The organism is Enterococcus camelliae, assembly GCF_042685105.1.
GTDB classification, from domain to species: domain Bacteria; phylum Bacillota; class Bacilli; order Lactobacillales; family Enterococcaceae; genus Enterococcus_G; species Enterococcus_G camelliae.
Map to the genome: position 1 here is coordinate 1 of NZ_JBHUMO010000035.1, position 25,701 is coordinate 25,701.

The window sequence follows — 25,701 nt, forward strand, 5'->3', positions numbered from 1 at the left end:
GAAAATCTCCTTATTGATTGTGTTGGAACTTCAATAATACACGATTTTTCGCTATGACGTTTTTTTATTGCTTGAAAGTGGCTAAGTTCATCTTACAATGAACCGCATTTATTTTATGGTGTATAACCTTAATTATGGATACAACTATTTTTCCTATGCACTTGGTTCAGGATTGTTAGTGATGATTGTGATTGTGCCAATTTTGACGATGAAGTCTTTTGCTGAAGAGCGGCATAATAAAAGTGATCAGCTCTTACTAACCTCACCTGTATCAGTCACTAAAATTGTGTTAGGTAAATATTTGGCAATGATCAGTATTCTTGGGATTGCCTGTGTCATTTTTATGATTTTCCCTGTAATTATTAGAATGCTAGGAACAGCTCATTTTCTAATTGATTACTTAACCATATTGATGTTTTTCCTAATTGGTTCCGTCTATATTGCAATTGGCATGTTTTTATCTTCAACGACTGAAAGTCAAATTATTGCTGCAGTAGGAACGATGGCGGTATTGTTGTTGCTTTATTTTTGGAGTACATTAACGAATTATTTGCCATCTGGTACGTTTGCTAATTTAATGATGGTCCTTATTTTGTTTGCATTGGTCGCTTTAGCCTTGCAATCGTATTTACAAAATTGGAAGTTTACCTCTCTCATCTATGCAGTTTTCGCATTAGGCACAATTATTGTGTATTTTGTGACAAAAACATCATTTGAAAGTTTATTGACGAATATTTTATCAAGTTTTGACTTAACTGCGGTTTTGACAGATTTGGTGGATAGCAATTTGTTAAATATTCCGAATGTCTTTCTCTTGCTCAGCTTGATTGTTGCGTTTAACTATTTGACCATTCAAGTCATTCAAAAGAGACGCTGGAGCTAGGAGGTAGGAAGATGAAAAAATTAAGCGGAAAAATCAAACAAATTTTTAAGCAACCGAATAAAAAGTCACTACAAACAATCAAAAAAGAAATTGGCGCCTCATTTAAAAGCACTTCTTTTAGACAGGGAAGTTACCGAGGAGCGTTAACCGTTCTGGTAATCGTCATTTTAATTGTGGCCAACTTAGTAGTTCGGCAACTACCAACCAAATGGCAATCGATTGACTTAACTGAAGAGCAAATATTAGAAGTATCAAATGTCAGTAAAAAATTCTTAAAATCGATGGATGACTCGATTCAAATGGTTGTAGTCGCCGATAAGAGCAGTACGGATACACGTATCAAGTCCTTCATTGAAAATTATGCCGATTTATCAGACAATATCTCAGTCAAATGGATTGACCCAGTCGTCCATCCTTCGGCATTGACCAACTACAACGTAGAAGAAAATACCATCTATATTAAAGACAAAACAACTGACAAGAGCACAACAGTGGCTTTCTCAAATATCCTGTCATCAAGCTACGATAGCTCGTATAACACGGTTACGACGTTTGATGGTGAAGGGCAATTAACCAGTGCGCTAAACACATTAACCAATACAACAAAGCAAAAAGTTTACCTGACAGAAGGACATGGGGAAGGTAGCTTACCGAGCACGATTAGTACTTTATTCACCAAGGCTAATTACGAGACTGATATGTACAATAGTGTCCTGACTGATACGATGTCGACGGATGCTAATCTGTTATTAATTTATGGACCAACTACTGACTTTACCGATAATGAAATCAAAAATTTGGAGAGTTATATTGCTGATGGCGGCAAAGTCATGGTGGCATTAAGTTCGGAAAATCCTGATTTGCCGAAACTTTTAGCATTTCTAAAAGCTTATGGCTTAGCAGAGACATCTGGCTATATTGCAGATACTGAGCGTTCATTCCAAGGATCGTCTTATTATCTCTATCCCGAACTTTCTCTTTCTGGTGATTATGCAACAGGTATAACAAATAAAATGTTGTTAATTGCCAATACCAAGGGCTTTACCTCAGTCGATCCAAGCATTGACAATGTGACAGTCACCAACTTGATGACAACTAGTTCAAATGGCTATAACGTGACTGATGAGGAACAAAAACAAGGAACCTATATTTTGGCAGCCGTGGTTGATCAAAAAACTGTAGCGACAGATACGACAGACTCAACTAGTGAGTCAACAACAAGCTCGACCGCAGAAAAGACTGAAGCCGGCAAGCTAACAGTCTTGAGCACGACTAATATGGTGGATGATACATTATTATCAAATTATCCAACACTTGAAAATAGCACACTCTTTATGAACATGGTGAGTGGTAACTTTGATGGAACGACAAATCTTTCGATTGAAGCTAAGACGTTAGGAAGCAATCAAAATACCGTTGTTAGCGCAGGTCAATACAGTATTTCGACCATCTTTATTTTACCAGGTGCGATTTTAATTGGTGGCTTTATCCTTTGGTTCCGTCGCCGAAAAGTCTAAAGGAGGAGCGCATATATGAAAATCAATCAAAAGCTGCGGCCTTTTGTCATCTTAGGTATTGTTTTTGTCGTCTTATTAGCTACCTATGTTGGACTAAAAGCTTACAACACAAAAGTCGCAGAAGAAGAGACCGCATCATCTGAAGCTGAGACAATCTATTTGACGAAACAAGGTAAGACCAAAAAAATCAGCTATACAAACGGAACAAAGACAATGACTTTTTCTTTAAGTGATGATGCTTGGACCGAAGCAAGTGCAACTTCTACAGAACTATCTAGCAGTTCAGTAAGCAGTATTGCTAGTTATTTTGGCAAGCTAACCGCAACGCGAAAGTTAACCACCAACTTGGAAGAGATAAGTGCATACGGACTGGATAATCCAGCGTATAAAATTAGTGTAACTAACAAAAAGGGCAAAACCCAGACAATCTTAATCGGGAATGCCTTAGCTGACGGTAGCTATTATGCTAAGCTAGCTGATGAACCAGCTATTTATGTGATTGCGACAGGTTTTGAAAGTTATTTGACTTTTGATTTAAATTCACTTGTCGCTTCACCGACAATTCCGACAATGTCTAGTAACAACGTAAATTCAATAGAACAAATCAAAGCTGATGGCACTACGAAAAAGATAGATAACGATGCAACAAGTTCTTCTGAAGAAGCGAGTGAGAAGGCAACCTCTACATCCACAGAATCAACACCATACGATACTGCAACAACAGCTTTGGTCTCCCTAGTTAGCTATGGGGCTGTAAACTATAAACCCACTGTTTCTGATTTAAGCACCTATGGACTAGACAAGGAAAGTCGAACGACCTACACGGTGAATTACCTTGATGAAAACGAAATAGAGAAAAGTTTTACATTTTACGTCGGAAAAGCCTCCACTACTGAAGGGTATCAATATGTTCAATTCACTGAATCGGTTGTGATTTATCAATTGAGTGAAAGTACTGTCACCTCATTGGAAAGTGCTTTTAACTAGGTATCGAAATACAACAAGCAAAAGCGATATAGAAAGTTTCCCAATTTAAATTGAGCAAAGCTGAGAATTGCAAACTAGATTTTTTGCATCTTTATAAAAAACGTCTCTTTAACTATAAGATTCATTATAGTTAAAGAGACGTTTTGCTTCTTATTAAATAATTTTCTTAATTATCGTCATTTACTGAATCGGGACTCATGATCATACCAAGAATCATTGGATGACGTTCTGTTTGATCAAATAAGAACGGTTGGAGTGCACCAGCCATTGCTTCTTTTAACTTGTGTTCATTGCAATCTGGTTGTTTTAGCGTTTCTCGGAGTGCACGGAATAAGATGCTTTGTCCTTCGTTAATCATTTCGCCAGATTCACGCATGTACACAAAGCCACGAGATAAAATCTCAGGTCCTGCCAAGATTTCTTTTTTGGCAATATCAACGGTTGCAACGGCTAATACTAAACCTTCCTCTGAGAGAATTCTCCGATCACGTAAGACAACATTGCCAATATCGCCTACACCATTGCCGTCAACATAGACATCGTTGGCATTAAAATGGCCGGCGACTCTAGCTGTATCAGCAGTTAAGGCTAACATATCGCCATTTTCAAGAATGAAGCAGTTTTCTCTCGGAACACCTGTCGCTTGGGCTAATTTCGTATGAATCTTCAACATACGAAATTCCCCATGTACCGGCATAAAGAATTTTGGCTTCATTAAACGCAACATCAATTTTTGTTCTTCTTGACCACCATGCCCCGAAGTATGAATGTTATTCAATTTTCCATGAATGACATTTGCTCCGGCTTGCAGCAATAGATTAATCAGATGATTGACACTAGTAGTGTTTCCAGGAATCGGTGAACTTGAAAAAATGACTGTATCATCAGGATGAATTTGAATTTGACGATGAGTACCATTGGCAATTCGACTTAACGCAGCCATTGGTTCGCCTTGTGAACCTGTGCAGAGAATAAGTGTTTCATTTGCAGGTAATCGATTCAATTCGCTTGCGTCGACAAACGTTCCTTTAGGTACATTGATATAACCCAGTCTTTGCCCGTTGACAATGGCATTTTCCATACTTCGACCAAAAACTGCAATTTTGCGACCAGTTGCAACGGCTGCATCGGCTGCTTGTTGCAATCGAAAGATATTGGAAGCAAAGCTAGCAAAGATGATACGTCCATCAATTTTCTCAAAAATATGCACAATGGATGTACCAATTGTTTTTTCAGATTTGGTAAAGGTTGGTATCTCAGCATTGGTACTATCTGATAGCAGACAGAGGACACCTTCTTCACCAATTCGCGCCATTTTGTGTAAATTGGCAGGTTCTCCAACTGGTGTGAAGTCGAACTTAAAGTCACCCGTGGCCACAATATTACCTGAAGGAGTTTTGACAACAATTCCTAATGTATCTGGAATGCTGTGAGTTGTTCGGAAGAAACTAACGGCTGTCTTTCGGAAACGAACAATCGTATCTTCATGAATTTCATGTAGCTCAGCATCACGGAGCAAGCCGTGCTCTTCCAATTTATTGGTAATCAGAGCTAAGGCTAGCGGTCCTGCATAGATTGGCATGTTTGCTTGACGAAGTAGGAAAGGAATTCCGCCGATGTGATCTTCATGTCCATGAGTAATAAACAAGCCTTTCACTTTGTGGAGATTTTGGATGATGTAGCTGTAATCGGAAATCACATAGTCAATTCCAAGTAATTCATCTTCTGGAAACTTGATTCCTGCATCGATTAAAATAATTTCATCTTGAAATTGAACCCCATAACAATTTTTTCCGATTTCACCTAGTCCACCAATGCCAAAGACACCTGTCTCATTGTTTTTCAGCGAGACTTTCATGTTAAAACTCCGTTAATTGGAAATCGGCATTTTCTTGCTCATATGCCAGATGGTTTCCATCTAATAGTTGGACGTATTCGATATTGTATGGGGTGTGATCTTCAACGATTTGTCGTGCCGTTACGTCAGAATCGGCTTCAACGTATATTGCGTGGGTTTGTTCACGTTTTGGATTTCTTTCTTTTGTTTCTTGATAGTAAACTTTATAAATCATGTATATTAACTCCTTTATCTGCGTCATGCAGTTTGTTTATTTTAGCTGTGTGTACAGTATTGTCCAACAAAAAGAAGACCTTTCGTTGGCCGAAAAAAGAACTAGATACTTCGCTCACACGAAAAAGGTGCAAGAAAAGAGAAAGCCTCGTCATCGCTTTTCTGAATGTCTATAAAAAATTTTCACCGAACACTTGGAATGAATTCCATACTTACAGTATAGTTTATCATAGAATGACCGATAAGTATAGAAACCACGCGCGGAGTTTTTGAGCAACTACGGAAGTTATTTCTTTCCAAATAGCCCTATGTTATAGTGATTGTGAGAGAAATACTAGGGGGAATTTTTGTTGAAACTAATGTGGCAGTACACGATGAAATACAAATTTTTGGTGCTAGTGAATCTAGTCTGTGCATTCGGATTTGTTTTGATTGAGCTAGGATTACCAACATTATTGGCACAAATGATTGATGTTGGCGTAAAAAATAAGGATTTTGACTACGTGCAAACATTGGGATGGTACATGCTTCTGGTGGTTCTTGTCGGTATTTCTTTAAATATTGGGTTGGGTATTTCAACTGCTCGCATTACATCTAGCATTACCGCCGATATTCGAGATGATTTGTTTGCCAAAACGCAAACCTATTCACATATTGAATACGAAAAATTCGGAATGGCTTCGTTAATTACGCGAGTGACAAATGATGCCTATCAAATCATGCTGTTTTTGCAAAATATCTTGCGGATGGGCTTGATTACACCAGTGATGTTTGGGATGAGTTTGTTTATGGTTTTTCGAACAAGTTCTTCTTTAGGGATGTATGTGTTAGCGGCTCTTCCTATCCTATTGCTTGGCGTAGTCGCCATCGCCAAAATATCCGATCCACTTTCAATGAAACAACAAAGAAATCTTGATAAAATGAATAGCATTTTACGTGAAAATCTTTCGGGATTGCGGGTCATTCGAGCCTTTGTAAAAGAGGATTTTGAAGAGCAGCGTTTTGAGAGTGTGAATGAGGCTTACGCTTCAAGTTCCAAAAAACTTTTTTGGTTGATGGCTTTTGCACAACCAGGATTTTTCTTTTTGTTCAATATCGTTATGGTTATCATTATTTGGACAGGGAGCGTTCAAATCAGTCAAGGTTCTTTAGAAGTAGGGACATTGATTGCCTTCATCGAGTATATTTTTCATGCGCTTTTCTCCTTTATGCTTTTTGCGACTGTTTTTATGCTCTATCCTAGGGCGGCAGTTTCGGCGGGGCGTATTCAGGAAGCCTTAGCAGTTGAACCAGCAATTGTTAATCCCATTGATGGTATTGTTGAGACTAAAACAGCTGGCTACCTCGCATTCCGTCAAGTAACCTTCGCGTATCCTGGCCAAAGCGAGACACCTGTTATTCGCAAAATATCATTTACTGCCCAACCTGGTGAGACGGTTGCCTTCATTGGTAGTACAGGTAGCGGAAAATCAACATTGGTTCAATTGATTCCACGCTTTTTTGATGCAAGTGAAGGAGTGGTTGAATTGGATGGTCATGATGTACGAACCTATCAATTGCCAGCTTTACGGAAGAAAATTGGGTATATCCCGCAAAAAGCACTTCTTTTTTCTGGAACGATTGCCGAGAATTTACGCTACGGAAAGGAAGACGCAACGGAGGAAGAAATCATTCATGCGCTGACGATTGCTCAAGCCATTGAATTTGTGTCCGCTTTACCAAAAGGCATCCATACCAAAGTTTCTGAAGGAGGCAGCAATTTATCAGGAGGGCAAAAGCAACGACTAGCGATTGCACGGGCCATTATCCGTCAACCAGAACTTTATATATTTGATGATAGTTTTTCAGCTTTGGATTATCAAACGGATGCCAAATTACGGGCTGCTTTGTATCCCATTACACGTCAAGCAACCGTTATTATTGTCGCCCAACGAGTGGGAACCATTCGGCATGCGGATAAGATTATTGTATTAAATGAAGGACAGATTGTTGGGGCCGGTACACACGAGGACTTACTGGTGACTTGTCCAGTTTACTATGATATTGCATCATCGCAGCTGACAGAGGAGGAGTTAAAAAAATGAAAGGTATTCAATCACTTCTACGTTTGTTTCGCTACTTGAATCCCTATAAATTTCGTTTTGCCTTGGTTGTGCTCCTTACCCTAGTGAGTGTTGCGTTAAACGCAGCCTTACCCTATGTGATTGGTCTGCCAACTTCGGCGGTAGCTAAAAGCGTCTTAGCTGGTCAGCCAATCCAATTTGAATACATACGTAATCTTTTGGGATGGATTCTTTTTGTGGGGCTTGGTTATGGTGTTTCTCAGTTGTTAGCAGGAACACTGATGACGACGGTTGTTCAGTCAGCCATGAAAGACTTGAGACAAGAAATTGATCAAAAAATTAACCGATTGCCAGTTGCTTATTTTGATCGACAAAAACAAGGGGATATTTTGTCGCGTGTAACCAATGATGTGGATGCAGTCGGTGGAGCATTGCAACAAGCATTTATTGGGATTGCTTCGGCTCTTCTTAGTCTTACGTTTGCTATCGGTATGATGTTCTACATCCAACCGTTAATGGCAAGTATTGCCTTGCTAATGATTCCAGCATCGTTTTTGATTTCGCGAACAATTGTTAAAAAATCACAAAAATATTTTAATGAAATGCAACAGTCTTTAGGGACAATGAATGGCTTCGTACAAGAGAACATGACAGGATTCAGTGTGCTTAAAATGTACGGACGAGAAGAGCAGACATTCGCAGGTTTCCACCAAGTCAATCATCGGCTTCGTCATTTTGGCTTTCGAGCAACGGTCATTTCCGGCTTGATGATGCCGCTTGTCCAATTAACTGCTTATTTGACCTATATTGTGATGGCTGTCATGGGAATTCGTTACGTCATTCTTGGAACGTTGTTGGTTGGTCAATTGCAAGCTTTCATTCAATACATTTGGCAAGTGAGTCAACCATTGGGGAATATTACACAATTATCTTCCCTACTGCAAAGTGCTTCTGCTGCTTCGAAACGGGTCTTCACTTTTTTGGATGAATCAGAAGAATCCATTGAAACCGAAACGCAGCATTTTCTTGCTCCCATACAAGGAGAGGTCATTTTTGACAATGTGTCATTTGCTTATACACCGGAGAAGCCACTGATTCAATCATTTAATCTCCATGTGAAGCCGGGTCAAACGGTTGCTATTGTTGGACCAACAGGGGCGGGTAAGACAACATTGATCAACCTGTTGATGCGCTTTTATGATGTGACTCACGGTGCAATTAAAATTGATGGGATTGATTCGCGGAATGTTTCACGCAAAGAAGTCCGTTCTTTGTTCGGAATGGTCTTACAAGACGCTTGGCTATATGAAGGGACAATTGCGGATAATATTCGGTTTGGTCGTCTCGCTGCTTCCGATTATGAAGTAGTTGATGCAGCAAAAGCCGCAAATGTGGATCATTTCATTCGCACGATGCCAAATGGCTATGAAATGGTTATCAATGCAGAAGGTGAAAATGTATCTTTGGGGCAAAAGCAATTACTGACGATTGCACGAGCAATTTTAGCCAATCCCAAAATTCTTATTTTAGATGAAGCAACAAGTTCGGTTGATACACGAATTGAGCAACTAATTCAAAAAGCGATGGAAACGATGATGCAAGGTCGAACTAGTTTTATTATCGCCCATCGGTTATCAACCATTCGATCTGCTGATTTAATTTTGGTATTAAACAAAGGTCAAATTGTTGAGCAAGGAACTCATGAAACCTTACTGGCGAAAAATGGTTTTTACAGTGAATTGTACAATAGTCAGTTCGCTGAGGATCAATAATGAAAAGAAAGAAGGAACAAGTGATGACGTATTTTATTGGCAAAGGTGCAGTGGTTGTCGGCGACGTTACATTAGGAGAAGATAGCAGTGTATGGTTTAACAGCGTACTTCGAGCAGACTTGCATCCAATTGTAGTTGGTGATGAAACCAATGTGCAAGATGGCACCATTATTCACGTGGGAGATGATCATCCGACAATCATCAAAGAACATGTAACCATCGGCCATCAATGTATGATTCATGGTTGCACAATTGAGAAGGGCGCTTTGATTGGAATGAGCTCCATTATTTTAGATGGTGCAGTCATCGGCGAAAACAGTCTGATTGGTGCTGGATCATTAGTGACAAAAAATACTGTGATTCCGCCCAATTCATTGGCTTTTGGTCGCCCTGCAAAAGTGATTCGGGAATTAACTTTAGAGGAAATTGCGGCCAATCACGCGAATACGGACCATTATGTTCGTTTATCAAAAGAGTTTCTGGCCAATCAATACCCCGAAAAAAAATAATACGCGCATAAATTTTTTGCACTAAAAAACCATCACACCGCGACTACTCCGAGTGGCACGTGTGATGGTTTTTTTTGCTTATTTTTTATTGACAAGAATTTGATCGATTAGACCATAATCTTTGGCTTCTTGTGCCGTCATAAAGTTATCACGGTCTGTATCTTTTTCGATAACATCAAGCGGTTGACCAGTACGTTCTGCCAAAATATTGTTTAGGCGTTCGCGAGTTTTTAGGATGTGTCGTGCCGCAATTTCAATTTCAGTTGCTTGTCCTTGCGCACCACCTAAAGGTTGATGAATCATGATTTCTGCATTGGGTAAAGCAAAACGTTTGCCTTTTGCTCCAGCTGTTAAAAGAAAGCTACCCATTGAAGCAGCCATGCCCATTACGATGGTTTGAACATCTGCTTTGACAAAGTTCATCGTATCAAAAATGGCCAAACCAGCTGTCACGCTACCACCAGGAGAATTAATATAAAGGTAGATATCTTTTTCTGAATCTTGGGCATCTAAAAAAAGCAACTGAGAGATGATTGAGTTTGCTAAGTCATCTGTGACTTGTCCACTTAACATGATGATTCGATCTTTTAAGAGACGAGAATAGATGTCGTACGCTCTTTCACCCCGTGATGATTGTTCAATAACTGTTGGAATTAAATTCATGGAAAACTCCTCCTTAAATTCTATAAAGTCAGTGTAGCACAATGCTGTGCCAAAACCTAAAAGTAAGTATACACACAAGGTCAATAAAGGTCAAATAAAAAAATCGACGGAAAATGATACTAAAAAAAAGGGAAAAATGCTAAAATGAAAGACAAAGAATGAGGGGGTTTTTCTATGACCTATTTTTTCATTGGCTTACTGGGCGTGTTTGTTGGCGCAGCCATCGTCACGTTTACGTTCAATTTACGAATTCGTTATGATGAACGAAAAGAAAAATATCGTCGTGAGATGGATCATAAGGTAAAAGAAATTGAAACATTGGTGTTACTAAACAAAAAAATTATTGAAATTCTTGAAAAACGAATTGTCATGATGGATAAATATGTCAGTTTTGACGCGTTTGATGATTGTTATATTACGGTGGATGATTACATTTATCTTCAATCATTTGCCGCACAAAATAGTTTTTATCTACCAAATTATTTTATTGAGGAATTTTTTAAAAAAATTGCTACAAGAAAAGTGGTGTTATCACCGGAAGAAACTGTCCAAGTGGGTGGGTACACCTTTAAGGGTGGCCGGGTTCTAATGGAACAGTTTTCTGATAAAATCAAAGAAATGATTTATGAACGTAAGGTACAATTGAAGCAACAAACAGACAAACCATTTACATATTTTTCCAATCCTTTATAAAATAGCCGAGAACCCTCGCGATTTTAGTCATGAGCGGTTCAAAGTAAACGATAAGCGAAGTCGCCTCAGACAATTGGGTCAGAAATAGCGGCTTCGTTTTCCAATAGTCAGCAAAAAGCGCACCTGAAAATGTGAAAGAAAAGGAGAGTTCGCATGCAAATACTTGCCCATCGAGGAAGTAGCGGGGTGGCACCAGAAAATACGTTGCCTGCTTTTGCAGAGGCGATACGTTCCGGTGCCACGGGAATTGAATTGGATGTCCACTTGTCATTGGACCAACAATTGGTGGTGATTCACGATGAGTCTGTCGAGCGCACAACCAATGGCAAAGGGCTTGTCCGCGGGAAGACAGTTGCGGAGCTAAAAAAATTGGATGCTGGCAGTTGGTTCAATGCTCGTTACAAAGCCACAAGAATTCCAACTTTAAAAGAAGTTTGTGATCTACTAGTATTGCGTAATTATCGCGGCGTGCTAGTCATTGAATTAAAGACAGACAATTACGCTTATCCAGAAATTGAAGAAAAGCTAGCAGCTTTTATGATGAGCCAAGTATGGCCATTTACCTATTGGTATTGTAGCTTTCGCTATGATTCCTTGCAAAAAATGGCTACTTTGGACCCCAATGCGCCGTTGGATTGGCTCATCCGATCTTTTCGAGGAAACTATGAACGAGCAGCGAATAGTCCGTTCTTAGAAGGGGTTCATCTGAAATTAAGTGGTGCATTAAAAGAGCGTCAACAAGTCGAACAATTTCCCAAAGCCGTGCGCATCTGGACGGTAAATAATGAGCGTGAGATTCATGAAGCAGTAAATTTGCCTGTTGCAGGTGTAATTACTAATTTTCCTGACCGTGTGCATGGAATGCTAGACCGTGTCTAATAGCGAATCAGGAACAGAGAAAGAATAGGATCAAAAAAGAAAATGGAGAAAACAACACCAGAAGAAAAACAAAAAGTGATCGTGATTGTCGGTCCAACGGCGGTTGGCAAAACCGCGCTTAGCATCGATTTGGCCCAAGCTTTGGATGGCGAAATTATTAGTGGTGATTCTTTGCAAGTGTACCGAGAGTTGGATATTGGTACAGCCAAAGCCACTGCAACGGAACAAGCAGCAGCGGTTCATCATTTAATCGATATTCGTGATTGGCAGGACACGTATTCTGTTGCAGATTTTCAAAAGGAGGCCCGTGCGGCAATTGCGGCAATTTCCCAAAAAGGGAAACTACCAATTATAGTGGGGGGAACAGGTCTCTATATTCAAGCGTTATTGTTTGATTACAAATTAGGTAGTGACGGAATTCAATCAAAGGAACAACAGCAGCTTGTTCAACAACTAGAAACAGACACTGCGGAGTGGTCCAACGAAAAGCTTTGGCAGCACTTGCTTTTGCATGATCCATTAGCAGCCAAACAGCTTCACCCTAACAATCGTCGCAAAGTTTTTCGGGCAATAGAAGTCATACTAACGACAGGCCATAGCATAACAGCGCCCAAAGAAACACCGGTACCTTTGTATGATTATTTTCTAATTGGGCTAACAACGGAGCGAGCATTGTTGTACGAGCGAATCAATCAGCGTGTCCTCGCAATGGTTGATCAGGGATTGATGGAAGAAGCCAAACGCTTTCTTGCGTTTCCAGATGTTCAGGCAGCCCAAGGGATTGGGTACAAAGAATGGCTACCCTATTTCCGCGGAGAGTTGACACTTGAAGAAACCGTCGCATTGATTCAACTGCATTCAAGACGATATGCCAAACGCCAACTGACATGGTTTCGAAATCGAATGACCCCGCTTTGGATTGATTTGTTGGCCCACCCAGAGGAGGAAGTATTGTTAGTCGATCAGTTGCAAAAGTGGAGGAGGATTGCTTGTGATAAGTAGAGAAAAAGTCATTTTAGTTGGAGTTGAAACCGAAGAAAACTACCGTCACTTTGAGTCATCAATGCAAGAGCTGGTTCAATTGGCAAAAACAGCTGAAGCAGAAATTGTCCAATTATTCACTCAAAAGAGAACGACGGTTGATCGTCAATCCTTGGTTGGAAAAGGCAAATTGCAGGAACTACAGCGATGCATCGAGGAAGAAGAGATTGATTTGGTTATCTTTAATCAAGAGCTATCTCCTCGGCAACAACAAATCATCAGTGAAGCAGTGGGTGTATTGGTTTTAGACAGAGTTCAACTCATCCTGGACATTTTCGCTTTGCGAGCCAGGTCAAAGGAAGGGAAATTACAAGTAGAGTTGGCTCAATTGAATTACTTATTGCCACGACTGGTTGGTCAAGGGGCATCCATGTCCCGTTTGGGCGCTGGGATTGGTACCCGCGGACCAGGTGAAACAAAATTAGAGACCGATCGACGCCATATCCGTGATCGAATTGCCAAAATTAAACGTGAACTAAAACAAGTTGCCGATCATCGTGAAAGGACCCGCACTCGAAGAAGTCAGCATGCTACGTTACAAATTGGTTTGATTGGTTATACCAATGCGGGCAAGTCAACGATTTTAAATCGCCTGACTGCAGCGGATACCTATGAACAAGATCAATTATTTGCAACGCTTGATCCGCTAACAAAAAAATGGCGGTTACCAGAAGGACTAACTGTGACGTTAACAGATACTGTAGGCTTTATCCAAGAACTACCCACACAGTTGGTTGATGCGTTTCATTCTACGTTAGAGGAGAGCCAAGATATGGATATCTTACTCCACGTAGTTGATGCCAGTTCGCCTGAGCGCATTCAGCAGGAGGCAACTGTCTTGAAGCTGATGAAAGACCTAAAGCTAGACACCATCCCAACGTTAACAATATACAATAAAGCCGATAAAATAGTAGCAAACCAATTTATTCCGACCCTTTTTCCAAATATTCTTGTGTCGGCGAAAAACTTTCAAGGAAAAGAGGCCCTAGCACAAGGAGTCAAACGATTTTTGATGGCAATTTGGGAACCGTATGAACAATGGTTACCAGCAGAAAAAGCAGGTCAGTTGGTGACCATTGAACGACAAACGTTGATTATTTCGAAGACGTTCGACGAACAACAAAATAGCTACCATCTTCGTGGCTTCCGCGAAAAAAATGACGACAATGCCAACGTGGAAGAGTAATATTACAAAAAAGAAACCAAATTAAGCGTGAAAGTGTCAATTTATCAAGGAATGGAACGTATTTCTACAACGTTTCTTTGATAGGAAAATTGATACAAACGCTTATTTTTTTATGTTTTTTAGGAGATTTTTATTACGAAAATAATGTAATATTATCTAACATGAAATCTTGACAGTTATTTGAATGCTTGCTATAGTTTTAGTAGATTGAAAAGGGTTGCTGAAAAGGAGGAGAGAATTTATGCGCGAAAAAGAACTACGACGCTCTATGTCAGTTTTTCCCATTGGAACAGTCATGAAGCTAACCGATTTGACTGCTCGACAAATTCGGTATTATGAAGAACAGAACTTGATTCACCCAGAACGAAGTGAAGGCAATCGACGCATGTATTCGCTCAATGACATTGATACACTCTTAGAAATTAAGGATTATCTATCCGATGGTTTGAATATGGCAGGGATTAAGCGTGTGTATGAAATGAAAAAAGAGGAAGAAGAAGCGGCCATTCATAAACAAACATTGACCGATAATGATGTGAGACGGATTTTTTACGATGAAATTTTGCTTCAAGGAGGATTAAATCAAGCCAATCCTTACCATCAAAGAGGGCCTAAACTGAATTAAGTTTTGGAATATAAAAAAAGGAAGATGAAAAAATGCCAAAAACAACGTATGCTGCAGAAGATATCAAAGCGATAATCAAAGAAGAGAATGTCCGTTTTCTACGCTTAATGTTCACCGACATCATGGGGACAATCAAGAACGTGGAAGTACCCGTATCACAAGTTGACAAAGTACTTGAAAACAAAATGATGTTTGATGGGTCGTCCATTGAAGGATTCGTGCGCATTGAGGAAAGTGATATGTATCTTTATCCTGATTTAAGTACGTGGATGATTTTTCCTTGGGAAACTGATCATGGAAAAGTGGCGCGTTTAATTTGTGACATCTACAATCCAGATGGAACACCATTTGCAGGTGATCCACGCGGGAATTTGCGACGCGCGTTAGTAGATATGGAAAAAATGGGCTTTACTTCCTTTAATTTAGGCCCCGAACCAGAATTCTTTCTCTTTAAATTGGCCGAAGATGGTTCCATCACGACGGATTTAAACGATAATGGTGGTTATTTTGACTTTGCTCCGACTGATCTTGGCGAAAACTGCCGACGAGATATCGTTCTCGAACTAGAAAAATTAGGATTTGAAGTGGAAGCTTCCCACCATGAGGTCGCTCCCGGACAACATGAAATTGATTTTAAATATGCGAACGCCATTGAAGCTTGTGACAATATTCAAACATTTAAACTAGTAGTCAAGACAATCGCCCGTAAACATGGGTTACATGCGACGTTTATGCCGAAGCCATTATTTGGCATTAATGGTTCAGGAATGCATTGCAATATGTCGTTATTTAGAGGTTCTGAAAATGCCTTTTTTGAACCAGAAGGACCCTTGCAATTAAGTCAAACAGCCTATTATTTTTTAGGCGGCTTAATGGAACATGCGCGGGCTTTCACAGCGATTTGTAATCCGACAGTGAATTCGTATAAACGATTGGTACCAGGATTTGAAGCGCCTGTGTATGTGGCATGGTCTGGTCGCAATCGTTCACCACTGATTCGTGTACCTGAATCACGCGGGCTTTCTACTCGCTTGGAATTGCGCTCGGTTGATCCTTCAGCAAATCCATATTTAGCGTTAGCTGTTTTATTACAAGCTGGTTTAGATGGGATTCGCAATGAAATTCAACCACCACAAGCAGTGGATCGTAATATTTATATTATGAATGAAGCTGAACGCAAAACAGCGAAAATATTCGATTTGCCATCAACATTACACAATGCACTAAAAGAATTGCGCGCCGATTCAGTCATTGTCGATGCTTTGGGTGACCATATTTTTAATAACTTCCAAGAAGCCAAACGGATGGAGTGGGCAGCATTCCGCCAAACAGTATCTACTTGGGAAAGAGAACAATATTTAGAATTGTATTAGCATTTCAGGACACGTTTAGATAGGGTCCTGTTCAATCAAAGTAAGGCGTCGAAGACTTGCATAGCAGGCTTCGATGCTTTTTTGTGTTCTGCAGGATAACCAAAAAATTGGATGGTTTAAAATAAGTCCAATTGGTTGTTTCTTTTCCTTTTAAAAAAAGCTAAGATGAAAAGAAAAAATGAGGTGGAAGGATGGAAAAACTTGTTTTAACGATTGGCGGATCTGATCCATATGCTGGTGGAGGCGTCCAAACAGATCTCAAAACATTTGAGAATCACCGACAATTTGGTCTGAGTGTGTTAACGGCAATTGTTACAAATACAAAGGATGATTTTTCTATTCATTCTCTTGCGCCTGAGTTAGTCAGACAGCAGTTGCAATCACTCCAAAATGTGAATCTCGCAGCGATTAAAATTGGTTTAATTGGACAAGTTGAGCAAGTCAAGGAAATAAAAGAGTTCCTACGCTTAAAACCAGGTATACCGATTGTTGTCGATCCAGTTATGGTTATGAAAGAGCACAACGGCAACGCACAAAAATCAATTAAAGAAGCACTTTTTTCAAAATTGGCGCCACTGGCAACATTAGTGACACCTAATTTACGAGAAGCCGAACAGTTTCTCCATCATCCAATCACAAATGAAAGCCAATTGGTTATGGCAACACAACAACTTGCCAAAATGCTTGGGGTTGCAGTCGTGATTAAAGGTGGCAATCGTCTGCCGGGAGCGGACGCTATCGATTGTCTAACTATTGAGGAAACGACCACCACTTTTAAAGGAAAAAAACAGACGCAAGCATTCGAAAACGGAGCAGGTTGTGCTTTTTCTGCCAGTTTAGCCGCTCAGCTAAGTGAACAAACGGCAATCAGTACGGCTGTTCAAATAGCCAAAGAATATGTAGCGGATGGATTGAAAAAAGGGGTAGCTGTTGCCCCAAATTTCGGGAGCTTTTGGCATGGGGGTGTCCCAGTTCTTAAGGAGGCAAAGTAATATGGCACGGAATGTTAGTCTATATGGGATCCTTATTGCAACAATTGTCGTTTTGTCGTTGCTGGTAGTAATCCCAGTTCCTGCGACCAATGGGTTTGTCACGCTATGTGATGGTGGGATTTATGCTGTTTCACTTGTTTTTGGTCCATTGGCGGGCTTCATTGTTGGCGGTCTGAGTGGTGGGTTGATTGATCTGTTTTCCGGTTATCCTCAATGGATGGTCTTTTCCTTTTTCATCCATGGACTTCAAGGTTGGCTAGTCGGCCATGCGAAAGGAAAAGCAAACCCTCGCCAAATTCTCGCATTACTCCTAGGATGTCTAGTAATGATGATTGGTTATTTTTTCGCGACCAGTCTGCTTTATGGCTACGCAGCGGGATGGGCGTCAATTTTTGGTAATAGCATTCAAAGTGGGTTCGGGTTATTCATTGGGTTGCCGATGAGTCAACTGTTACAACGGGCACTTCAATCAAGCCATTTGCGGCAAAAGCAATCGCATCACGAGTAAAGAGAACGAAAAAGGAGTCTTTGACAATGCATCTTACAGAGAAAAGCGTAAAAGAAACAGTCCAACAAATAGTGGATGAAGTTGTTACAGCCGGTCATTTAACAGCTGGTGATTTATTTGTTTTGGGGTGTTCAACGAGCGAAGTGATGGGTGGTCAGATTGGGAAAAACTCTAGTGCCGAAGTGGGCGAGTGGATTGTTTTCGCTGTTTTATCTATCGTAAGACCAAAAGGCATTTTCTTAGCCATCCAAGGTTGTGAACATTTGAATCGAGCATTAGTCGTTGAAAGAGCCGTTGCTGACGTCCATCATTTCGAAGAAGTAGCAGTCGTTCCCCAACTACATGCAGGTGGGGCATGTTCTGTAGCTGCTTTCCATCAATTTGATCAACCAATCGAAGTGGAACACATTTGTGCAAAAGCTGGTATTGATATTGGTGACACAGCAATTGGGATGCATGTAAAACACGTACAGGTTCCATTTCGCCCAAGTATCAAAGAATTAGGTGGAGCACACGTAACAGCGCTAACAAGTCGGCCTAAATATATTGGCGGACCAAGAGCTCATTACGAATAAAAACAAAAAATAAGTTTTTCAATTGACTTTTGACTTGTGAGAAGGTAGTATTCTGTTTGGGCACTCTTAGAAAGAGTCAGAAAGTTCGATAATTCATCGCTCCCTATTTCAAATGGAATAGGGAGCGACTTTTTATTTTTTTACTTTCACCTGTGAATCTAGACAAAGGAGTTTTTCAATTTATGACAAAGTACATTTTTGTAACTGGCGGTGTGGTTTCGTCAATCGGTAAAGGAATTGTGGCAGCATCATTAGGAAGATTACTAAAAAATCGTGGCTTAAAAGTAACGATTCAAAAATTTGATCCTTATATTAATGTAGACCCAGGTACGATGAGTCCATATCAACATGGGGAAGTATTCGTGACAGATGATGGAGCAGAAACCGATTTAGACCTTGGACACTATGAACGGTTCATTGACATCAATCTGAACAAGTATTCGAATGTTACGACTGGGAAAATCTACTCTGAAGTCATCCGTAAAGAACGTAAAGGGGAATATTTAGGTGCTACGGTCCAAGTAATCCCACATATCACCAACGAAATTAAAGAAAAAATCATGCGTGCAGCAAGCATGACGGATTCTGACGTCATCATTACTGAAGTTGGTGGAACGGTAGGAGACATTGAATCATTGCCTTTCTTAGAAGCATTGCGCCAAATGAAAGCGGACGTTGGTTCTGAGAATGTGATGTATATTCATACGACGTTGTTGCCTTATTTAAAAGCGGCGGGTGAAATGAAGACCAAGCCAACTCAACACAGTGTGAAAGAGCTAAGAGGTTTGGGAATTCAACCAAACATATTAGTGGTTCGCTCAGAACTACCCATATCTCAAGGAACCAAAAATAAATTGGCTCAATTTTGTGACGTTGCACCAGAGGCAGTTATTGAGTCCCGAGACGTTGAGACGTTGTATTCCATTCCTTTGAATTTACAAGCTCAAAAAATGGATCAAATTGTCTGTGATCATTTAAAAATTGATGCACCACAAGCAGATATGACGGAATGGCGTGAACTTGAAGAGAGAGTTTTGCATTTAAAGAAAACCGTGCGCATTGCGTTGGTCGGAAAATATGTGGAACTACCGGATGCGTACCTCTCTGTTGTTGAATCATTGAAACATGCCGGCTTTGCATTTGATTCAGATATCGATATCAAATGGATCAATTCTCAAGACATCACAGCTGAAAATGTTGTCGAACGCTTAAAGAATGTGGATGGCATTTTGGTTCCAGGTGGTTTTGGTGATCGCGGCATTGAAGGTAAAATAGAAGCAATCCGTTATGCACGTGAACATGATGTACCGTTTCTAGGCATTTGCTTAGGTATGCAAATGGCTTGTGTCGAATTTGCTCGGCACGTTGTAGGGCTACCGAATGCGCATTCAGCTGAAAACGTTCCTGAAACCAAACATAACATCATTGATTTGATGGCGGATCAAGAAAACGTTGAGAACATGGGTGGAACATTGCGTTTGGGCTTGTATCCATGTAAGTTGAAAAAAGGAACCAAAACTGCAGCAGCTTATCACAATCAAGAAGTGGTTCAAGAACGCCATCGCCATCGCTATGAATTTAATAATAGCTATCGGGAAATATTTGAGCAAAATGGAATGGTCTTTTCAGGTGTATCACCGGATAATCGATTGGTGGAAATTATTGAATTACCACAAAATAAATTCTTCGTTGGTTGTCAATTCCATCCAGAGCTGATTTCACGCCCAACACGTCCGCAAAGTCTTATCAAAGCATTTGTTGGAGCTTCCATTGAAGAAGCAGACGCTTCCAAATAAATGGACTTGTTTCATTTGCGAAAAACTGCACAGATTTTGATAGTTTTACTTGGAAATGAAAAGAAAATTTGCTAAACTGTGTATGTAAGTTAAGGACAACTTAACAAAAAGGGCTTTTTAAAACTTAGGAGGAATTTATTATGCCATTAGTATCAGGAACTGAAATCTTCAAGGCAGCACGTCAAGGTGGTTATGCAGTAGGTGCGTTTAATACAAACAACCTAGAATGGACACAAGCAATTTTAGAAGCTGCTGAAGCAAAGAAAGCACCTGTATTAATCCAAACATCAATGGGTGCCGCAAAATACATGGGTGGATATAAATTAGTCAAAGATTTAGTAACTGATTTAATCGAATCATTAAACATTACTGTACCCGTTGTCTTGCATTTAGACCATGGTCATTATGAAGATGCATTAGAATGTATCGAAGTTGGCTACACTTCAGTTATGTTTGACGGTTCTCATTTACCATTTGAAGAAAACTTAAAATTAGCGAAAGACGTTGTTGCAAAAGCACATGCAAAAGGCGTTTCAGTTGAATGTGAAGTTGGTTCAATCGGTGGTGAAGAAGATGGTATTATCGGTGCTGGTGAATTAGCAGACGTTGATGAATGTGTTCAAATGGTTAACACTGGAATTGACTTCCTAGCATGTGGTATTGGTAACATCCATGGTAAATACCCTGAAAACTGGAAAGGTTTAGCTTTTGACCATTTACAAGCAATCGCTGATGCTGTAGGTTCTGATGTACCTTTAGTATTACATGGCGGTTCTGGAATTCCTCAAGACCAAATCGAAAAAGCTATCTCAATGGGTATTTCTAAAGTGAACGTTAACACTGAATTCCAATTATCTTTTGCTAAAGCAACTCGTGAATACATCGAAGCTGGCAAAGATTTAGAAGGAAAAGGATTTGACCCTCGTAAATTATTAGCACCAGGTAAAGCTGCAATCATCAAAGACTGTGAAGAACACATTGATTGGTTCGGTTCTGCTAACAAAGCTTAATCAAAAGGATACTAGAAAAGGCGATGAGCATGGCTCATTGCCTTTTTTTTATACTCTTTTTGTGATAAAATAAATCCGATGTGTCATTGACATGTGACACGGACAAATGAAGAGTATAGGTGAAAAGAATGACAAAAAAAATAAAAATACGTGGCAATCACCCATTAACCGGTGAGATTACCATTAGTGGTGCCAAGAATAGTGCCGTTGCATTAATCCCTGCTGCAATCTTAGCGGACACTCCTGTTGTATTAGAAGGTGTTCCCGATATTCAAGATGTTCACTCCTTAATCGAAATTCTCGAAATTATGGGTGTCAAAACCTCCTTTCATCATCATCAACTAACCATCGATCCTACTGAAATTGTTTCAATTCCCATGCCAACTGGAAAAATCAATAGTTTACGCGCATCCTATTATTTTATGGGCGCCTTATTAGGTAAATTTGGGGAAGCTGTAGTTGGCTTACCAGGTGGGTGTTATTTAGGTCCTCGTCCGATTAATTTACACGTCAAAGGGTTTGAAGCATTAGGTGCAAAGGTTACAAATGAACATGGTGCAATGTATTTACGTACAGATGAAGATGGTCTAGTTGGGACCAATATCTTTCTTGATATGGTATCAATCGGCGCAACGATTAACATTATGTTAGCTGCCGTAAAAGCAAAGGGCAAAACAATCATTGAAAATGCAGCACGTGAACCCGAAATCATTGATGTTGCCAACTTATTAAATAAAATGGGCGCCGATATTAAAGGTGCGGGGACAGATGTCATTCGCATTACGGGTGTAAATGAGTTACATGGTACAACACATGGCATTATTCCAGATCGTATCGAAGCAGGTACTTATATCGCCATGGCAGCTGCGGTCGGAACGGGCATTAATGTAAAAAACGTCTTACACGAACATTTGGAAAGTTATTTAGCCAAATTGACAGAGATGGGTGTACAAATGGATGTCGGAGAAGACAGTATTTTTGTTCACGAAACAAAAAACTTGAAGCCTGTTAACGTAAAAACGTATCCATACCCTGGGTTTGCAACGGATTTGCAACAGCCAATCACCCCGCTACTTTTAAAAGCGGGTGGTCATTCAGAAGTGATTGATACGATTTACGAAAAACGGATCAATCATATCCCAGAATTAGTTCGAATGGGCGCAAAAGCAAGTATTGAAGGTAATATGATGTTATTAGATGGTCCAGCGAACTTACAAGGAGCGGAAGTTGCTGCATCCGATTTGCGTGCAGGTGCATGCCTAGTCATCGCCGGTTTAATGGCTGAAGGAGAAACAACCATTAACAAAGTCGGATACATTTTACGCGGATATGACCATATCGTTGAAAAATTAACGGCACTAGGTGCAGACATTGAAATGATTGAGGAGTAAGTATGGCAGATTATTTAACCATCTCGGAGTTAGAAAGCAAAACACTCAAAGAAATCTATTCATACGCCAAAGAATTTAAAATACCTTACTATAGTCAGATGAATAAAAAGGAATTGGCGTTGGCTATTATTCGGGCACAAGCAGAAAAACAGGGCTTCTTTCTGGTTGAAGGTGTGTTGGATATTATTGGTCAAGAAGGATATGGCTTTTTGCGACCAATCAATTATGGTCCTAGTGCTGAAGATATTTATATTTCTTCCAGCCAAATTTACCGTTTCGGTTTACGAAATGGAGACAAAGTTGCCGGTAAAGCTCGCCCACCAAAAGAATCTGAACGCTATTATGGGCTAATGCATGTTGATCGAGTCAACGGCAAGAATCCAGAAGAAGCCAAGCAACGACCACATTTTCCGGCTCTGACACCATTGTACCCAAATAGACAACTGAAATTGGAGACTACGAAAGGTCGAATTTCTTCAAGAATGATTGATTTATTTGCACCGATTGGCTTTGGCCAACGTGGACTGATTGTAGCACCACCAAAAGCAGGAAAAACAAGCATTTTAAAAGAAATTGCGAATGGCATTACAACAAATCATCCAGAAGTAGAATTGATTGTGCTATTAATCGACGAACGTCCAGAAGAAGTGACGGATTTGGAACGGAGTGTGAAAGGAGACGTGGTTTCATCCACCTTTGATTTGCAACCAAGCAATCATACCCGAGTGTCCGAATTGGTTTTAGAACGAGCAATGCGACTGGTTGAAGACAAGCGCGATGTGGTGATTCTAATGGATAGCATCACACGTTTAGCAAGAGCGTACAACTTAGTTTCTCCGCCAAGTGGGCGTACGCTAAGTGGAGGAATTGATCCAGCCGCTTTGTACAAACCCAAAAAATTCTTTGGTGCTGCGCGCAACATCGAAGAGGGCGGCAGCCTGACTATCATTGCGACTGCATTGGTTGATACAGGGAGCCGGATGGATGACGTCATTTATGAAGAATTTAAAGGAACAGGCAATATGGAATTGCAATTATCTCGTCAATTAGCAGAACGTCGAATTTTCCCAGCTATTGACTTGAAGAAATCCAGCACGCGTAAAGAAGAATTACTTATGCAAGAAGATCAATTAGAAGAGACATGGCGGTTACGTAATCAACTACAAGGAGACGGATTGGAATTTACAGAACAACTGATTCGCTTCATGAAAAAAACGGACACCAACGAAGCCTTTCTTGAAGCCTTCCAAGATGTCACGTTTAACGAAAAGAATGCAAAAAATCGCAAAAGATAATTGCCAAGAGGCGTGAAAAATGATACTATACTCTTGTTGCATTATAGACAAATAACTCTGTTTCAGCAAATGACTCAGGGCAAAGGAGAGAAAACACATGAAAAAAGATATCCATCCAGATTACCATCCAGTAGTCTTTTTAGACTCTACAACAGGCTTCAAATTCTTGTCAGGATCAACAAAACACTCAAGTGAAACAATTGAATGGGAAGACGGCAATACTTATCCAGTAATCCGTGTCGAAGTAACTTCTGATTCACATCCATTCTATACTGGACGTCAAAAATTCACTCAAGCAGACGGACGTGTGGACCGTTTCAACAAAAAATACGGTCTCAAAGACGCAAACGCTGCTCAATAATATTGACAGGACAAATCGTTGGTATACCAACGATTGTGAGAGCTTTTCTCTTCGGAGAGAGGCTCTTTTTTTGGGTTCTGATTCCCATTTGAAATTATGTTTGCACGAAATGCAAAAACATAGATAATCTACTCTACTCGAATTATCTGATAATATAGGTTAATACAAGAAGAATCAACAAAGCAATAAAAAGTGGTGAGACAAAGTTAAAAAGAAAATGAGCGATTTTTTTGCCAATGTTGCGTTCAGATTCAAATCTTGGGTCATTTTTATCAGTTAAAAATTCACTTGGAAATCGCGCCCAGAAAAGGCCATTAGTCATTTTTAGTAATAATGCAAAGAATAACAAAAAAATGGTGCATCCTAGCCCGACAATCAATATTTTTTGAAAAGCTATGATGGTCACAAAATTCAACTCCCTTTCTTTTACCTCTTGTCCCTGTTAAGACCAAATGTAGCAAAGGCCGGAATCAAAAGGACCATGAAAAACAAACCAATCAATTGCGCAACGCTAAAAAATTTTTTTCAATGAAACCATCCTTTATTTACCATAAGTATAGGATAAGTATCACTATTTTGGTAGCTATAACATATAGTTAGCTGCCATAAAAACAAACACAACTTTGTTATAATAGAGTACAATATACAATCAGTTAACTGATTATGGATAGATGGAATTGTTATAAAGGACAAGAAAAAACGTACTAGAATAGGAGAACGAGAAATGCAATTAAATCCAGTAATGATTCATTTGGAAGCGTATCCTGATGTCTTTCATCCTTTTCTTAAAGATACAGTTGTCTTCGATAGCAGTTCTTCAAAGGAGGCTCAGGTTCTCTACATTCCCAAAAAGCAAGGCTATTTTCTCAAAAAAGCGACTTCTGGAAATCTAGCCCGAGAAGCCGTAATGACGAATTGGCTTCATGAAAAAGGGGTGGCGCCTGAGGTATTGATGTATCTTTCACGCGAGAATGATTATCTACTCACTCGAAAAGTGGTGGGGGATGACTGCACAGCCGCTCATTATTTAGCCAATCCTAAACGGCTAATCGAACGTCTTGCGGAGAACGCACGGTGGCTTCATAACGTGAAATGGGAGGGATGCCCTAGCCAAAATCGTACCCAAGAGCTGATTGAAACTGCGCAACAGAATTTTACAATTGGAAGGTTTGACAAGGATTTTTCCGTAAATTATTGTAACAATTATTCTGCATTAGAAGCCATTCAACTTATCCGTGAAAAAGGACGGCTTCTCGAAACAACTACACTTGTCCATGGTGATTATTGCCTACCTAATATTTTGCTTAATGACTGGCAATTTGCTAGCTATATTGATGTGGATCATAGTGGTCTGGGCGATCGGCATATCGACTTGTTTTGGCTATTATTTTCGCTGAAACGGAACATTTGTATTTTGCAAGGCTTTTATACATAAAATTGCAGAGAAAAACTACACAGCGCTGCATCCTGAAATGATTCTTTGATTAGTTTGATTTTGATAGAGCATTTTT

General features: G+C 39.9%; 25 protein-coding genes. 21 read left to right on the plus strand and 4 right to left on the minus strand.

Annotation, left to right across the window (positions count from 1 at the left end; all coding sequences use genetic code 11):
• Positions 1-97 precede the first annotated feature (97 nt).
• Genes ACFSR0_RS05215 through ACFSR0_RS05225 form a run of 3 tightly spaced genes read left to right on the plus strand, consistent with a single transcriptional unit; the run spans position 98 to position 3,387 of the window.
• Positions 98-883, plus strand: coding sequence for an ABC transporter permease (locus ACFSR0_RS05215; protein WP_379980601.1), 786 nt, complete (start codon positions 98-100; stop codon positions 881-883).
• An 11-nt stretch (positions 884-894) separates the two neighbouring features.
• Positions 895-2,400, plus strand: coding sequence for a Gldg family protein (locus tag ACFSR0_RS05220; RefSeq protein ID WP_379980603.1), 1,506 nt, complete (start codon positions 895-897; stop codon positions 2,398-2,400).
• Between the two features lie 15 nt (positions 2,401-2,415).
• A complete protein-coding gene (locus tag ACFSR0_RS05225) occupies positions 2,416-3,387 on the plus strand; it encodes a DUF4340 domain-containing protein (protein ID WP_379980605.1) in 972 nt (323 codons plus the stop codon).
• A 166-nt stretch (positions 3,388-3,553) separates the two neighbouring features.
• Here ACFSR0_RS05225 and rnjA read toward each other — a convergent pair whose 3' ends face one another.
• Together rnjA and ACFSR0_RS05235 are read right to left on the minus strand one after the other, a co-directional pair.
• On the minus strand, positions 3,554-5,245 hold the full coding sequence (rnjA, locus tag ACFSR0_RS05230; protein ID WP_379980607.1) for a ribonuclease J1: 1,692 nt from the start codon (positions 5,243-5,245) through the stop codon (positions 3,554-3,556).
• A 1-nt stretch (position 5,246) separates the two neighbouring features.
• Positions 5,247-5,459: a DNA-directed RNA polymerase subunit epsilon gene (locus tag ACFSR0_RS05235; protein ID WP_379980609.1), complete on the minus strand. Its 213-nt coding sequence runs from the start codon at positions 5,457-5,459 to the stop codon at positions 5,247-5,249.
• A 349-nt stretch (positions 5,460-5,808) separates the two neighbouring features.
• Between ACFSR0_RS05235 and ACFSR0_RS05240 the strand changes: the two genes are divergently transcribed.
• Genes ACFSR0_RS05240 through ACFSR0_RS05250 form a run of 3 tightly spaced genes read left to right on the plus strand, consistent with a single transcriptional unit; the run spans position 5,809 to position 9,802 of the window.
• The gene (locus ACFSR0_RS05240; protein ID WP_379980611.1) at positions 5,809-7,542 is read left to right on the plus strand and encodes an ABC transporter ATP-binding protein; all 1,734 of its coding nucleotides are present in this window, start codon (positions 5,809-5,811) and stop codon (positions 7,540-7,542) included.
• Positions 7,539-9,293, plus strand: coding sequence for an ABC transporter ATP-binding protein (locus ACFSR0_RS05245; protein ID WP_379980613.1), 1,755 nt, complete (start codon positions 7,539-7,541; stop codon positions 9,291-9,293). Before ACFSR0_RS05240 ends, ACFSR0_RS05245 begins: the two co-directional genes overlap by 4 nt.
• A gap of 23 nt (positions 9,294-9,316) precedes the next feature.
• Positions 9,317-9,802, plus strand: a complete 486-nt coding sequence (locus ACFSR0_RS05250) for a gamma carbonic anhydrase family protein (protein ID WP_379980647.1) — start codon at positions 9,317-9,319, stop codon at positions 9,800-9,802.
• A 78-nt stretch (positions 9,803-9,880) separates the two neighbouring features.
• On the opposite strand, the gene clpP is transcribed toward ACFSR0_RS05250, so the two are convergent.
• Positions 9,881-10,465, minus strand: a complete 585-nt coding sequence (gene clpP, locus ACFSR0_RS05255) for an ATP-dependent Clp endopeptidase proteolytic subunit ClpP (RefSeq protein WP_379980615.1) — start codon at positions 10,463-10,465, stop codon at positions 9,881-9,883.
• 174 nt (positions 10,466-10,639) lie between these two features.
• Here clpP and ACFSR0_RS05260 point away from each other — a divergent pair, with 174 nt between their 5' ends.
• The 14 genes from ACFSR0_RS05260 (at position 10,640) to ACFSR0_RS05325 (ending at position 24,190) form a co-directional block, all read left to right on the plus strand.
• Positions 10,640-11,158, plus strand: coding sequence for a hypothetical protein (locus ACFSR0_RS05260; RefSeq protein WP_379980617.1), 519 nt, complete (start codon positions 10,640-10,642; stop codon positions 11,156-11,158).
• Between the two features lie 153 nt (positions 11,159-11,311).
• Complete coding sequence (locus tag ACFSR0_RS05265; RefSeq protein ID WP_379980619.1) at positions 11,312-12,037, plus strand: glycerophosphodiester phosphodiesterase family protein; 726 nt, start codon at positions 11,312-11,314, stop codon at positions 12,035-12,037.
• Positions 12,038-12,079: 42 nt separating this feature from the next.
• Positions 12,080-13,039, plus strand: a complete 960-nt coding sequence (miaA, locus tag ACFSR0_RS05270; protein ID WP_379980621.1) for a tRNA (adenosine(37)-N6)-dimethylallyltransferase MiaA — start codon at positions 12,080-12,082, stop codon at positions 13,037-13,039.
• Entirely contained in the window at positions 13,032-14,264 is a 1,233-nt protein-coding gene (gene hflX, locus ACFSR0_RS05275; RefSeq protein ID WP_379980649.1) for a GTPase HflX, read from the plus strand. The genes miaA and hflX overlap by 8 nt, the downstream gene beginning before the upstream one ends.
• 241 nt (positions 14,265-14,505) lie before the next feature.
• Positions 14,506-14,889, plus strand: coding sequence for a MerR family transcriptional regulator (locus ACFSR0_RS05280; RefSeq protein WP_379980623.1), 384 nt, complete (start codon positions 14,506-14,508; stop codon positions 14,887-14,889).
• A gap of 32 nt (positions 14,890-14,921) precedes the next feature.
• On the plus strand, positions 14,922-16,262 hold the full coding sequence (gene glnA, locus ACFSR0_RS05285; RefSeq protein ID WP_379980625.1) for a type I glutamate--ammonia ligase: 1,341 nt from the start codon (positions 14,922-14,924) through the stop codon (positions 16,260-16,262).
• A gap of 191 nt (positions 16,263-16,453) precedes the next feature.
• Positions 16,454-17,254, plus strand: a complete 801-nt coding sequence (locus ACFSR0_RS05290; RefSeq protein ID WP_379980627.1) for a hydroxymethylpyrimidine/phosphomethylpyrimidine kinase — start codon at positions 16,454-16,456, stop codon at positions 17,252-17,254.
• Position 17,255: 1 nt separating this feature from the next.
• The gene (locus ACFSR0_RS05295) at positions 17,256-17,762 is read left to right on the plus strand and encodes an ECF transporter S component (protein ID WP_379980629.1); all 507 of its coding nucleotides are present in this window, start codon (positions 17,256-17,258) and stop codon (positions 17,760-17,762) included.
• A 26-nt stretch (positions 17,763-17,788) separates the two neighbouring features.
• Positions 17,789-18,337, plus strand: a complete 549-nt coding sequence (locus tag ACFSR0_RS05300) for a TIGR01440 family protein (RefSeq protein ID WP_379980631.1) — start codon at positions 17,789-17,791, stop codon at positions 18,335-18,337.
• A gap of 182 nt (positions 18,338-18,519) precedes the next feature.
• A complete protein-coding gene (locus ACFSR0_RS05305; protein WP_379980633.1) occupies positions 18,520-20,133 on the plus strand; it encodes a CTP synthase in 1,614 nt (537 codons plus the stop codon).
• Between the two features lie 140 nt (positions 20,134-20,273).
• Positions 20,274-21,143, plus strand: coding sequence for a class II fructose-bisphosphate aldolase (locus ACFSR0_RS05310; RefSeq protein ID WP_379980635.1), 870 nt, complete (start codon positions 20,274-20,276; stop codon positions 21,141-21,143).
• A gap of 128 nt (positions 21,144-21,271) precedes the next feature.
• Positions 21,272-22,534 (plus strand): UDP-N-acetylglucosamine 1-carboxyvinyltransferase, encoded by a 1,263-nt coding sequence (locus tag ACFSR0_RS05315; RefSeq protein WP_379980637.1) that lies wholly within the window; start codon positions 21,272-21,274, stop codon positions 22,532-22,534.
• 2 nt (positions 22,535-22,536) lie between these two features.
• On the plus strand, positions 22,537-23,829 hold the full coding sequence (gene rho / locus ACFSR0_RS05320) for a transcription termination factor Rho (RefSeq protein ID WP_379980639.1): 1,293 nt from the start codon (positions 22,537-22,539) through the stop codon (positions 23,827-23,829).
• 97 nt (positions 23,830-23,926) lie between these two features.
• On the plus strand, positions 23,927-24,190 hold the full coding sequence (locus ACFSR0_RS05325) for a type B 50S ribosomal protein L31 (protein ID WP_379980641.1): 264 nt from the start codon (positions 23,927-23,929) through the stop codon (positions 24,188-24,190).
• A gap of 142 nt (positions 24,191-24,332) precedes the next feature.
• Here the strand turns inward: ACFSR0_RS05325 and ACFSR0_RS05330 are convergent, their stop codons facing one another.
• Positions 24,333-24,596 carry a hypothetical protein gene (locus ACFSR0_RS05330; RefSeq protein ID WP_379980643.1) on the minus strand — a complete coding sequence of 88 codons (264 nt, stop codon included), beginning with the start codon at positions 24,594-24,596 and terminating at the stop codon, positions 24,333-24,335.
• A 318-nt stretch (positions 24,597-24,914) separates the two neighbouring features.
• On the opposite strand from ACFSR0_RS05330, the gene ACFSR0_RS05335 reads away from it, so the two are divergent.
• Complete coding sequence (locus ACFSR0_RS05335) at positions 24,915-25,625, plus strand: aminoglycoside 3'-phosphotransferase (RefSeq protein WP_379980645.1); 711 nt, start codon at positions 24,915-24,917, stop codon at positions 25,623-25,625.
• The last annotated feature ends 76 nt before the right edge of the window (positions 25,626-25,701 follow it).

Coding starts and splice junctions, on each gene's coding strand:
- ACFSR0_RS05235 (WP_379980609.1), bottom strand. CDS start 5,459: ATGATTTATAAAGTTTACTATCAAGAAACAAAAGAAAGAAATCCAAAA.
- glnA (WP_379980625.1), top strand. CDS start 14,922: ATGCCAAAAACAACGTATGCTGCAGAAGATATCAAAGCGATAATCAAA.
- ACFSR0_RS05295 (WP_379980629.1), top strand. CDS start 17,256: ATGGCACGGAATGTTAGTCTATATGGGATCCTTATTGCAACAATTGTC.
- rnjA (WP_379980607.1), bottom strand. CDS start 5,245: ATGAAAGTCTCGCTGAAAAACAATGAGACAGGTGTCTTTGGCATTGGT.
- ACFSR0_RS05290 (WP_379980627.1), top strand. CDS start 16,454: ATGGAAAAACTTGTTTTAACGATTGGCGGATCTGATCCATATGCTGGT.
- ACFSR0_RS05225 (WP_379980605.1), top strand. CDS start 2,416: ATGAAAATCAATCAAAAGCTGCGGCCTTTTGTCATCTTAGGTATTGTT.
- ACFSR0_RS05325 (WP_379980641.1), top strand. CDS start 23,927: ATGAAAAAAGATATCCATCCAGATTACCATCCAGTAGTCTTTTTAGAC.
- ACFSR0_RS05300 (WP_379980631.1), top strand. CDS start 17,789: ATGCATCTTACAGAGAAAAGCGTAAAAGAAACAGTCCAACAAATAGTG.
- miaA (WP_379980621.1), top strand. CDS start 12,080: ATGGAGAAAACAACACCAGAAGAAAAACAAAAAGTGATCGTGATTGTC.
- ACFSR0_RS05260 (WP_379980617.1), top strand. CDS start 10,640: ATGACCTATTTTTTCATTGGCTTACTGGGCGTGTTTGTTGGCGCAGCC.
- ACFSR0_RS05265 (WP_379980619.1), top strand. CDS start 11,312: ATGCAAATACTTGCCCATCGAGGAAGTAGCGGGGTGGCACCAGAAAAT.
- ACFSR0_RS05335 (WP_379980645.1), top strand. CDS start 24,915: ATGCAATTAAATCCAGTAATGATTCATTTGGAAGCGTATCCTGATGTC.
- ACFSR0_RS05310 (WP_379980635.1), top strand. CDS start 20,274: ATGCCATTAGTATCAGGAACTGAAATCTTCAAGGCAGCACGTCAAGGT.
- ACFSR0_RS05215 (WP_379980601.1), top strand. CDS start 98: ATGAACCGCATTTATTTTATGGTGTATAACCTTAATTATGGATACAAC.
- ACFSR0_RS05220 (WP_379980603.1), top strand. CDS start 895: ATGAAAAAATTAAGCGGAAAAATCAAACAAATTTTTAAGCAACCGAAT.
- ACFSR0_RS05245 (WP_379980613.1), top strand. CDS start 7,539: ATGAAAGGTATTCAATCACTTCTACGTTTGTTTCGCTACTTGAATCCC.
- rho (WP_379980639.1), top strand. CDS start 22,537: ATGGCAGATTATTTAACCATCTCGGAGTTAGAAAGCAAAACACTCAAA.
- ACFSR0_RS05305 (WP_379980633.1), top strand. CDS start 18,520: ATGACAAAGTACATTTTTGTAACTGGCGGTGTGGTTTCGTCAATCGGT.
- clpP (WP_379980615.1), bottom strand. CDS start 10,465: ATGAATTTAATTCCAACAGTTATTGAACAATCATCACGGGGTGAAAGA.
- ACFSR0_RS05280 (WP_379980623.1), top strand. CDS start 14,506: ATGCGCGAAAAAGAACTACGACGCTCTATGTCAGTTTTTCCCATTGGA.
- ACFSR0_RS05315 (WP_379980637.1), top strand. CDS start 21,272: ATGACAAAAAAAATAAAAATACGTGGCAATCACCCATTAACCGGTGAG.
- ACFSR0_RS05250 (WP_379980647.1), top strand. CDS start 9,317: ATGACGTATTTTATTGGCAAAGGTGCAGTGGTTGTCGGCGACGTTACA.